This is a genomic window from Streptomyces sp. SPB074, from assembly GCF_000154905.1.
In the GTDB taxonomy this organism is placed as follows: Bacteria; Actinomycetota; Actinomycetes; order Streptomycetales; family Streptomycetaceae; genus Streptomyces.
The window spans coordinates 2271370-2279243 of sequence record NZ_GG770539.1 but is presented as its reverse complement, the minus strand read 5'-3'; the positions used below and the strand labels follow the sequence as shown (position 1 = coordinate 2279243).

At 71.2% G+C, this 7874-nt stretch carries 4 protein-coding genes, 1 tRNA gene and 2 pseudogenes; 3 read left to right on the top strand and 4 right to left on the bottom strand.

The features are described 5' to 3' along the window. Both SSBG_RS34440 and SSBG_RS09230 read left to right on the top strand, forming a co-directional pair. Nucleotides 1-192: pseudogene (locus tag SSBG_RS34440) on the top strand (hypothetical protein); the annotation flags it as partial. 148 nt (nt 193-340) lie between these two features. Next, complete coding sequence (locus SSBG_RS09230) at nt 341-1393, top strand: glycoside hydrolase family 6 protein (RefSeq protein WP_008745909.1); 1053 nt, start codon at nt 341-343, stop codon at nt 1391-1393. Between the two features lie 12 nt (nt 1394-1405). Here the strand turns inward: SSBG_RS09230 and SSBG_RS09225 are convergent, their stop codons facing one another. The 4 genes from SSBG_RS09225 to SSBG_RS09210 all read right to left on the bottom strand — a co-directional run bounded on the left by SSBG_RS09225 (nt 1406) and on the right by SSBG_RS09210 (nt 7364). Further along, entirely contained in the window at nt 1406-2866 is a 1461-nt protein-coding gene (locus tag SSBG_RS09225) for an MFS transporter (protein ID WP_008745908.1), read from the bottom strand. Between the two features lie 91 nt (nt 2867-2957). Next, nucleotides 2958-4895 (bottom strand): kelch motif-containing protein, encoded by a 1938-nt coding sequence (locus SSBG_RS09220; RefSeq protein WP_008745907.1) that lies wholly within the window; start codon nt 4893-4895, stop codon nt 2958-2960. Then, nucleotides 4892-6781, bottom strand: a complete 1890-nt coding sequence (locus tag SSBG_RS09215; RefSeq protein ID WP_008745906.1) for a glycosyltransferase family 2 protein — start codon at nt 6779-6781, stop codon at nt 4892-4894. The genes SSBG_RS09220 and SSBG_RS09215 overlap by 4 nt, the downstream gene beginning before the upstream one ends. A gap of 509 nt (nt 6782-7290) precedes the next feature. Beyond that, nucleotides 7291-7364, bottom strand: a tRNA-Lys gene (locus tag SSBG_RS09210). A 181-nt stretch (nt 7365-7545) separates the two neighbouring features. Between SSBG_RS09210 and SSBG_RS33135 the strand changes: the two are divergent. Beyond that, nucleotides 7546-7874, top strand: a pseudogene (locus SSBG_RS33135) (hypothetical protein); the annotation flags it as partial.

Below are 7874 nucleotides of genomic sequence, written 5' to 3'. Positions count from 1 at the left end.
CCGTACGGCGCGGACGGGCCCGGCATCCCGCACGCCGCCCGTCAGGCGCACGCCCCCGAGGAGGGCCGTGCCGCGCTCCCGGTCGCCCGTGCGGCCGGTCCGAGCGCCGCGCAGGCCGTCGTCGGCCTCCTGCTCGCGGCGACCGCCGCCCTGGTCGTCGCCTTCGGCGTCCTGCGCCGGGGCCGCCGCTGACCCCGGGCGGACGGAGCGGGAGCCCGGCCGTTCCTTCTCCTCTCCCGGTCAACTCCCGCTCTTCCCGGGCGAATCGGGGCAGTGAGCCCGGCACGGCATCCCGCTATGTCAGGATTGGGCTCTCACCGGTACACCTCAGGGGGAGTGGATGTACGGCAAGGGCGGACGCGGGTGGCGCGGAGCCGTGGCGGTGGTGCTCGTCGCCTCGGCGGTGCTCGCGGGATGCTCCTCCGGCGGCGGCGCGAACGGCGGGGGCGAGGACGGCGACAGCGGGGCCGGTCCCGCGCCGCGCGATTCCGGCGCGGCGGTGGGGCAGCGGCCCAAGGACCACGACCCGTACTGGGTCAACCCGCGCGGCAAGGCCGCAGGGGCGCTCGCCGCGTACCGCGCGGACGGCAAGGAGAGGGAGGCCCGGCTGCTCGCGCGCATCGCGCGCGAGCCGGTCGGCCAGTGGCTCACCCCGGAGGGCGCCGGGCGGGAGGCGCGCGGCTTCACCGAGGCCGCCGCCCGGGCGGACCGCACCGCCCTCCTCGTCCTCTACAACATCCCGCACCGCGACTGCGGCCAGTACTCGGGCGGCGGCGCGGCGGACGGGAACGCCTACCGCGCCTGGATCGACGAGGTCGCGGCGGGGATCGGTGACCGGCCCGCCGCCGTCGTGCTCGAACCGGACGCCCTCCTGCACCTCGTGGACGGCTGCACGCCCGGCGAGTTCCACGAGGAGCGGTACGACCTCCTCAAGGGCGCCATCGAGAAGCTCGGCGCCCTCCCGCGCACGGCCGTCTACCTCGACGCGGGCAATCCCGGCTGGCAGCGCCCCGAAGCGCTCGCCGAGCCCCTGCGACGCGCCGGGATCGGGGCGGCCGACGGATTCGCCGTCAACGTCTCCAACTTCGAGACCACCGCGCGCAGCCTCTCCTACGGCAAGGAGCTGTCCCGTCTCGCCGGGGGCAAGCACTTCGTCATCGACACGAGCCGCAACGGCAACGGCCCCTACCGGCAGGGCGATCCGGGCGAGCGCTGGTGCAACCCGCCGGGCCGGGCGCTCGGTGAGCCGCCGACCACGCGGACGGCGGACCCGCTCGCGGACGCCTACCTGTGGGTGAAGCGGCCGGGCGAGTCGGACGGCACGTGCAAGGGAGGCCCCAAGGCGGGGGAGTGGTGGGGCGATTACGCCCTGGGCCTCGCGGGGCAGCCCTGAGGAGAGCGGCGCCTACTCCTTGCCGACCGGATGCGCGGGGGCCGGTGCCTGGCCGCCGTCCGGAACGGGGTGCCGGTCCCGCGACTCCTTGCGCGTTCTGCCGGCCAGACAGGCCACCGCGACGACCGGCAGCAGCAACAACGCGAACGCCCCGAGGAACGGGGCGCGGGGGTCGGCGGCGGCCGACACCGCGCTGAACAGGGCCGAGGCCAGCGCCAGGATCCCCGTCTGGCCGAGGTTCTGCGAGGTCTGCATCACGCTGCTCGCGTACCCCTGGCCACCGGCCGGGGCGTGCGTGAGCGAGAGCAGGGTCAGCGAGGGCGCCACGAGCCCCATTCCGACGGCGGCCAGAACCATGGACGACACCGCCGCGGCCGGGGGAACGGCGGGCAGGGTGCTCAGTACGGCCAGGCCCACGGCGGCGGCCATCACCCCTGCCCCGGCGGCTACGAGCCGGTGCCGGAGCACCCGATGGTGCAGGCGCCCCTGGAGCCAGGAAGCGCCGGCCCAAGCGAGCGCGGCTCCGGTGAACGCCATCCCGGTCACCACACCGGGCACCTGGCGCGCGGTCGTCAGCATCAGGGGTACGAACGCCTCAAGAGTGAAATAGGCGCCGCAGGCCAGGGACTGGAGCAGTACGGTCGCGGGCAGCCCGTGCCCGGCGCGGAACGTACGAGGGGGCAGCAGGCGCGGCGCGCACCCTAGGAGCACGGCCAGGCCGGCCGCCGTGCAGGTGAGGTGCCGCGGGTCCCACGCCGATACGCCGTACTGGACGAGGGCCGCCGCGCCGCTGACGGCCACGGCGACGGCCGATGAGGGCCGCCGTACCGCCTCCCGGCCGCCGGGCCGGGGTGACACCCCGTCCTTCGTGTCCTGTCCACGCGGTACGAGCACCGCGATCGCGGCGGGGACCAGGGTGAGGGCGGCGAGCCCGAAGAACACCATCCGCCAGGACCACCAGGCGGCGACCAGCCCGGCGAGGGGCGGACCGGCGAGAGACGGCACGATCCAGCACGCGCTCATCAACGCCAGCGCACGGGCGCGTACGTGCTCCGGATAGGACCGGCCGATGGCCGCGTTGACGGACACCGCGACCAGTCCCGCCGCGATGCCGTCGGTGAACCGCCCGGCCGCCAGTTGCCAGACGGTGGTGCTCGTGGCGGAGACGAGAAGCGTCACGACGGTGAGCACCACTCCGGCCGCGAGCGGCTGCCGCGCCCCCTTCCGGTCCGCCCATCCTCCGCCGAGCACCCCGCCGAGCAGGCTCGCGGCGACGAACGCTCCCGCCACCAGCGGATACTGGGCGACTCCGTCGAGGTCCTTCGCGGCGACGGGCAGCAGCGGCATCACGGCGAGAGCGGCGAACCCGGTCAGGAACATCACCGCGGCGAAGCTGACCGTGACAGCCCGGTACGGCGCGGAGAACAGCCCGGTCGAAGGTGCGGACGGCTGAGGTGCGCGGCTGCGGGTCACTGGCGGCAAGTTACGTGCGGCCCGGCGCCCCGGTCCACCGGTTTTCCGCGTGCGGGCCCCGTGCCCCGCCCGACCGGCCCTCCCGCCGACGCTACTCGACCTCGACCCACCGTGCCTTGCTCGGCGTGCCCCGGGCGTCCGTGACGAAGAGCATGTACCAGCCGCTCGGCACGAGGTCGCGGTTCTCCGGGATCGTCACCTCGACCCCGTCCGCGCGCCGCTTCACGTCGAGCGCCACCGAGCGCTGGTCCACGTCCGTCACGTGCGTCGACGCGCTCGGGCGGATGAGGCGCGCGGTGCGGATCGCGTCCGGGTGCGCGCTCGGGTACGTCGCCGTGCCGCCGCGCGCGACGGACGCGGGGCCCTTGCCGAGGGCCGGCCGGGTGCCCCGGTAGAGGTACGGCGGTGTGTAGACCTCCAGGCGCTGCTCGAAGGTGCCCGGCTTGCTGTTCGCCTTGTCCGCGTAGAGCGAGTCGGAGCCGAAGAAGAGGACGCGGCCGTCCGGGAGCAGGAGCGAGCCCGAGTGGTAGTTGCGGCCCACCTCGGGGTCCGCGACGCGGCGGAACGTGTTGGTCCTCGTGTCGTACAGGCGCGCCTGGTGGATGTTGGAGTCGCCGCGCCCCCGGTAGTCCTCGGAGCCGCCGGAGACGAGCACGCTGTCGTCGGGGAGGACGGAGCTCTGCGGGTAGCGGGTGCCCTTCTCCAGCGAGGGCCCGTCGTGGAAGCGGGGTTCGGGGTCCTTGAGATCGATGAGCCGGGTTTTCTTGCTCGACTTCCCGGACTCGCCGACGCCTCCGCCGCCGATGACGAGGTACTTCTCGTCCTGCGCGGGCGGCAGCAGCACGGTGCCGGAGGTCTCCATGCGGTCGGGGTCGCTGAGGCCGCCGAGCTTGTCGAAGCGGTTCGACTCCAGGTCCCAGATCCCCGGCTCGCGGCCCTCGTCGGCGGGCCCGTACCCGGCGTTGGAACCCGAGTAGAAGAGCCGCCCGTCCTGGAGCAGGAAGACCGCCGGGTACGTCGGGAACTGCCGCTGTTTCTTCGTGTACGTCCAGGTGCGGGACTTCGGGTCGAAGATCTCGTTCTTGCCGGGGACGAGCTGGCCGATGTCGTCCAGCCCGGACAGGGAGAGCACCCTGCCGTCGGAGAGGGTCGTCAGGGTCGGGTACCAGCGGGCCTCGTGCATCGGGTCGACCTTGATGTACTTCTCGGCGACCGGGTCGAACTCGAAGGCGTCGTCGATGCCCTGGAAGTCCTTCTTGTCGAGCGCGAGTTTCTCTGCGATCCCGTAGACGTTGTGCCGGTCGGCGCCTTTCAGTCCCGCGACACGGTAGTTGTCCTGGGAGCCCGTCTCGTACTTCCTGCCCTCCTTCTCGGCCTCGACGTAGACGCGGTCGAGGCCGGGTTCCGTGCGCAGGAACTTTCCCGTCCGCCTGTCGAAGACCTTCTTCGCCCGTTCGACCACGGCCGGGTCCTTCGCGACGAAGGTCTTGCCGGACTCCTTGCCGGTGAACTTCGTGCCCGCCTTGATCGTCTTGGGCGCGTCCGGGTCCTCGTTGTGGACGATCATGAGGCCGCCGGCCTTCTTCACGTCGCCCTTGAGCTTCTCGTAGCGCTTCGTGCCGCCCGCGACGAGGAGGTTGCCGCTGGCGAGCTGGGTGTGGCCGGTGCAGAAGAGGTCGTCGGGGGTCGGGACCTTCTTGATGGTGTTGGTCTCCGGGTCCCAGATCCGCGTGTCGTACTTCTTCGCGTCGAAGTTGTCCTGATTGTTGCCCGAACCGGCGATGAGGAGCACCTTGCCGGTGCGCAGGAGCGCGGCGTGGATCGTGTTCTGCCGGTACTCCGCGGGGAAGTTCAGGACGTCCCAGTGCCCGTTGCGCTCCTTGTACTCCGCTTTGTTGATCTTGTAGTGGTGGTAACGCTCGGAGCCGAAGCGGTACATGGCGGGCGCGTTCATCCCCGCGACCGCGACCACGACGACGGCCCCCACCCCGACCCTGCGCATCCGGCGCAGCCTGGCGCGGTCCCTCATGCCTCACGCCCCCCGATCCGCACGGCCCTCGCTTCGTCGTCCGCGACGGCCCAGGAGGGCCGCGGCGCTGGTGCGGGGGGTGGTGGTACGGGCGCGGGCACGGGCGCTGACGGCGGTACGGCGCCCTCGTGCCGCAGCGACCAGCGCCACAGCAGGATCGGCGCGGCCGTGATGAGCAGCGCGACGGAGGCCCAGACGATCATCGCCGGGTGGTCGTGGCCGAGCGCGAAGGAGGCGCCGAGGGAGCCGCCGAAGACGGCGATGAAGAAGAGGTGGACGCGGAAGGTCCCGAGGAGCGTGTCGGGGCTCGCGGAGTCGCCCTTCGGCGTCACGACGAAGCGGCTCTTGCGGCGCAGCACCGCGTCCATGAGCGAACGGGCGTACAACGGCGCCGACATGGCGGACATCGCCATGCCCGCGACGCCGCCGGAGCCCTCCGGCTCGTGCGGCGAGACGTTGTGCCGCCGGTTCCAGACGTACAGGCCGATCTGGAGCGCGGAGGCGTTGCCGTAGAGCATGAGCCAGACCGAGGGGTCGATGTTCACGCCCGAGGCCCCGAGGCCGAGGAAGAGGGCGCAGGAGAGCGCCGCGAGAACCCAGTTGAGCGCGGACATCGGGTAGAAGACGATCATCATCGTGTAGTTGAAGAAGCGCCCGAACGGCAGGGTGAACGGCGCCTTCCAGAACTGCTTGAGCAGCGTCTCGTACGTCCCGCGCGACCACCGCAGTTGCTGCGTGAAGAAGTCCGTCCAGGCCGCCGGGCCCTCGCCGACCGCGAGGACGTCGGGCGTGTAGACCGATTTCCACTTGCGGCCCGTGCGCGGGTTGCGGGCGCGGTGCATCTCGAAGCCCGTCGCCATGTCCTCGGTGATCGAGTCGTACAGGCCGCCGATCTGGCGGAGTGCCGCGATCCGTACGGCGTTCGAGGTCCCGACGAACATCGGGGCGCCGTAGGCGTTGCCCGCGCGCTGGATGAGCGCGTGGAAGAGGAACTGCTGCGACTCGGCGGCCTTGGTCACGAAGCTGTCGTAGTTGCCGTAGACCTGCGGGCCGATGACGAAGCCGACGTCCGGGTCGCGGAAGTAACCGAGCATCCGTTCCAGGTAGTTGGGGAGCGGGACGTGGTCGGTGTCGACGGAGGCGAAGTAGTCGTAGTCCTCGCCGTGCGCGTCGAGCCAGGCGTTGTAGTTGCCGTGCTTCGTCTTCGCGCGGTGCGGGCCCTTCGGCTGGTTCCAGCGTGCGACGCCCTTGCGCGAGAAGTGCTTCACGCCGAGCCGCGCGCACACCTCCCTGACCGCGGGGTCGTCGCCCTCGTCGAGCAGCCACACGTGCAGGACGCCCCGGTGGCGGATGCGCACGGCCGCCTCCAGTGTCCGCGTCACCATCTCCAGCGGCTCCTTGCCCGGCACGAACGACGTGAGGAAGGCGACGCGCGTCCCGGTCTCGGGGACGACGGGCACCGGGTCGCGGGCGACGAGGGTCGCGTGCGCGTTGGAGAGCACGTTGAGGCAGCGGAACAGCTCGATGAGCCCGATCGCCACGAGCATGACGGCGTCGAGCACCGGCAGGAAGTCGTAGGCGGGATAGTCGCGTTCCGTCCAGTGCGCGGGCTGGAGCAGCCACACGAGCAGCCCGAGCGAGAGCACGGGCGCGGCGCAGAGCAGCAGCGCGGCCCGCACGCGGTGCGTCTCCCGGCCGATGAGGCTGCGGTAGCGGACGCGGTAGGGGCGGGACGGGTCGGGTTCGGTGAGCGGTCCGGCGAGCCGGCTGTAGTGCTCGTAGTCGTAGCGGGGCAGCGTGCCGCGCAGCCTGCGGAAGGCGCCGGTCCTGGTCTGCTCCCCTCCGGGCCGGGTCGTACGCGCCGGATCGTCGCCGGTCGGCGTCATGAGTCATTCCCCCCGCACGCGGCCGCCCGGGCCGCGTGGTCTCGTTCTCCCTCGCCCGCCGCGGCCCCCTCCGGCCGCCTCGCGAGCGCGTGCTGTCGTCCGCCGTCCCGGCGGGGCGAGCGTGCCGGGCCGTCTCCTTCGGCACGACAAAAGATCTTTTTTCCGGCGCGACGGTTGCGCGACACCCCTCCCGGCGCGGCCCCGTTCGCCCGGCACCCCCCGCGACGACTCGAAAAGAGTTCTACGCCACCGGCCATGATCACAAGGGCGAAACAATGTGTTTACCGTGCATATCCGCCAATCGGTACAACTGAACGGTTGACCGTCCGAACGGGTGTATGAGGGGCGCGGAGTACGGGGGAGTGGAGCGCGGGGAGGGGTGGGGGTGCGCGCGGGGGCGTGCGAGGTGTGCGGGCGCGCCGGTGGGGCCCGGATGGGAGGTCCGTACGTGGCCCGGTGCGCGGGCACGAGAAAGGCCCCCCGAGCGATCGGGGGGCCTTCTCCGTCGGTGCGCCGCCAGGGACTCGAACCCCGGACCCGCTGATTAAGAGTCAGCTGCTCTAACCAACTGAGCTAGCGGCGCCTGCTGACGTCGGGAACTTTACCCGATGCCGGGGGGTGCTCCCAAACCGCCGACGGCGGGCCCGCTCGCGCCCGTGACCGGCGGTGATGCGGCATTCGAGTCGTCAACATGCGGGCCTGCCGAGGCGTTGGGAAACTGACGTCTGTACAGATTGATCCCGCTTTGTCCCAGAGGGTGTGACGTGAATCTCATCGCCGGTCCCGTCTTCGAGGAGTTCCAGCCGGGCGCGGACTGCCCGTGCCCCGGGTGCGCCGCCGGGCGCGCCCCCGCCGACGCGCGGCGGCGTTGCGGTTGCACGGGGGCGTTCGGCGTGCGGGGCCTCCTCCCCGTTGCCCCTCCCGACCCTTTCGTGCTCGTGACTGCCCCTCTCTTTGTCCTCGCCCTCTCCTTACCCGAGTATGTCATGTCTATCATTTTTTTTTTTTTTGTCTTTTTTTTATTTTTTCTCTTTTATACTTTTTCTGCATTATGTGAATTAACTTTTTTTTTTTTTTTTTTTTTTTTTTTTTT